General features: G+C 63.1%; 2 protein-coding genes. Both read right to left on the minus strand.

Features of this window, described 5'->3' with window-relative positions:
* On the minus strand, positions 1-1,257 hold a 1,257-nt coding region (locus AC2VOU_RS11605; RefSeq protein ID WP_486957511.1), incomplete at its 3' end, for a cytochrome ubiquinol oxidase subunit I.
* A gap of 101 nt (positions 1,258-1,358) precedes the next feature.
* On the minus strand, positions 1,359-2,466 hold a 1,108-nt coding region (locus tag AC2VOU_RS11610; RefSeq protein WP_486957512.1), incomplete at its 5' end, for an adenylate/guanylate cyclase domain-containing protein.

Below are 2,466 nucleotides of genomic sequence, written 5' to 3' on the forward strand. Positions count from 1 at the left end.
GAGCCGGACCAGCGGGTCGCCGGTTGGGTTAGGGGCGACGATCCAGGGCTGGCGGCCCATTTCGGTGAACACCCAGCCAGCGCTGTTGGCCAGGAACGGCGTGGGAATGGTCAGCAGCGCCAGCCGGGCGAACCACCGCCGACGGGGAATCCGGCCGCCGCGGGTGAGCCACAGCACCGTCAGCGCGAACAGCACCGGAATCGCGAGCAGCCCGATCATCCCGCGAAAGGACCAGTAAGTGACGAATAAGTTGGGCCGGTAGTCATTTGGCCCGAATCGTTGTTGGTACTCCTGCTGGATGTCGCGCACGCCGTGCAGCGTCACATTGCTGAATTGGCTATTGGCGAGGAACGGCAGAACGTAGGGGACCTCGATCACACGGGTAATGCTTTCGCAGTTGTTGTGGGTGCCAACCGTGAGGATTGAGAAGTCCGGATCGGTTTCGGTGTCGCAGAGCGACTCGGCTGACGCCATTTTCATCGGTTGCTGTTGGAACATCAATTTGCCTTGGTGGTCACCGCTGAAGAACAGGCCGACGGTGGCAGCCAGCGCAATCCCGCACCCCAGGATGGTCGCCGGGCGATACAGGGTGCGGGCAGTTGAATTGGGGTCGGCCTCGGCGTCCTTCCCAGACTGAACCAGCCACCAGGCGCTGACCGCTGCGACAAACGTCGACGCGGTGAGCAATGAGCCGGCGACCGCGTGCGAAAACGCTGCTTGCGCAGTGTTATTGCTGAGCAACGCGGATATGCTGGTCAACTCGGCCCGCCGAGTCGTCGGGTTGTAGTGTGCGCCGACCGGGTGCTGCATGAACGAGTTCGCCACAATGATGAAGAACGCGGACACGTTGACCGAGATCGCGACGATCCAGATGCACGCCAGGTGAACCAGCCGAGGCAGCCTGCTCCACCCGAAGATCCACAGCCCGAGGAAGGTGGACTCGAAGAAAAAGGCGGCCAGGCCCTCCATTGCCAGCGGGGCGCCGAAGACGTCGCCGACGAACCGCGAGTACTCGCTCCAATTCATGCCGAACTGAAATTCCTGGACGATCCCGGTCGCCACGCCGATGGCGAAGTTGATCAGGAACAGCTTGCCGAAGAATTTGGTCAGTCGATACCACGCGGTGTTACCGGTTGCTACCCACACCGTCTGCATGACGGCGACCAGGGGAGCCAGGCCGATGGTGAGGGGAACGAAGATGAAGTGGTAGACGGTGGTGATACCGAACTGCCAGCGCGAAATATCGACGACATTCATCGGTCATCTCCCGAACCTACGGGGCTGATTAGTTTGCTACGACGCAGTGTAGTAGGTAGCGCGTGCCGGCGCTACTGGCAATTTCGCGCGGACGGGACGGCTCAGACGTGGGCTGTGCGCGATTCCTCGGCAGGCAGGCCGCTGGAATCGCTGATGGCTTTGCGGCCGACGAGATACCACGTGCGCATGGTGCCTTTCCCTTTGACCTCGATGCGACCGCGCTCCTGCAGCACAAACTCGTCCTTGAGGCGTTGGTAAACCGTTTCGGGCACTTGGATGCGTCCCACCGAGTCGGTGGATTCCATCCTGGACGCGACATTGACCGCGTCGCCCCACACGTCGTAGAAGAACCGCCGAGAACCCACGACGCCGGCGACGACCGGGCCGGCGGCCAGCCCAACCCGCAGCGGCACCGCGAGGCCGTGCGGATCTTCAAGTCCGGCCGCAGCATCGGCCATTTCGAGGGCAAAGTCCGCAAGCACCTGCACATGGTCGGGACGCGGCCGTGGGACCCCGCTGACCACCATGTAGGAGTCACCGCTGACTTTGATCTTCTCCAGGCAGTGCTTGTCTACCAGCGCGTCGAAGGCGCTGTACAGCTGGTCTAAGAACCGCACCAGATCGGCTGGTGCGGTGCTGCTGGCGCGCTCGGTGAAGCCGACGATGTCGGCGAACAGGACCGAGGCATCGTCGTATTTGTCGGCGATGACGGTTCGGTCGGGCTCTTTGAGCCGCTCGGCGATGCTGGCCGGCAACATGTTGGCTAACAAGGCTTCGGAGCGGTCGTACTGGGCTTCCATCACCGCCTCGGCGCGCGCGGTCTCGCGCAGGGCGAACCACACCGTCACGACCGCCATCACGCACGCCGAGACTGTGGTGAGGACAAAACCTGTCGACTGGGCCCAGGCTGGCTGTAGCCCGGTGTCACGCGGAACGAGGAACTCCAGTGCGATGACCAGCCCGGCGGCAAGTGCCGCTAGTGCCGACGCCAACACGATGCGCTCAATGCCCAGCAGCAGCACCACCAGGCAGGCGCCGACGAGGAAGAAGAACTGAGAGCCCGAACCGGTGCCCACACCCCAGCAGCTGGCGAAGACCGAAACATAGGCTGCGCCGATAAAGGTCAGCGGCGCGACCAAATCTCCGAAGCGGTGCAGCAGCGGGACAATCGCGAAGACTATCGCGGCGCCGACGTTGATCGAGCTGATC

This window comes from Mycobacterium sp. TH-M25, assembly GCF_057473665.1.